The sequence below is a fragment of the Bacillus cereus group sp. BfR-BA-01381 genome, from assembly GCF_022663555.1.
Classification (GTDB): Bacteria; Bacillota; Bacilli; order Bacillales; family Bacillaceae_G; genus Bacillus_A; species Bacillus_A pacificus.
The window spans coordinates 1-252 of the sequence record NZ_JAKUFR010000310.1 but is presented as its reverse complement, the minus strand read 5'-3'; the positions used below and the strand labels follow the sequence as shown (position 1 = coordinate 252).

Sequence of the window (252 nt, the reverse complement as noted above, 5' to 3'; positions counted from 1 at the left end):
GAACATGACACCACAGGAAAAACAAGAAATTCTCGCTAAACAAAAAGCTGAAGAAAAGCTAAAAGCCGAAGAGAAGCAAAAGGTTAAAGAACAAAAAGAAACTGAAGAAAAACAAAAAGCCGAAGAAAAACAAAAAGCTAAAGAGCAAAAAGAAGCTGAAGAAAAGCTAAAAACCGAAGAGAAACAAAAAGCTAAAGAGCAAAAAGAAGCTGAAGAAAAGCTAAAAGCCGAAGAGAAACAAAAAGCTAAAGA

The 252-nt window shown here is 33.7% G+C and carries 1 pseudogene; it reads left to right on the top strand.

Annotated elements, in window-relative coordinates:
• Positions 1-252: pseudogene (locus tag MR079_RS29610) on the top strand (hypothetical protein); the annotation flags it as partial.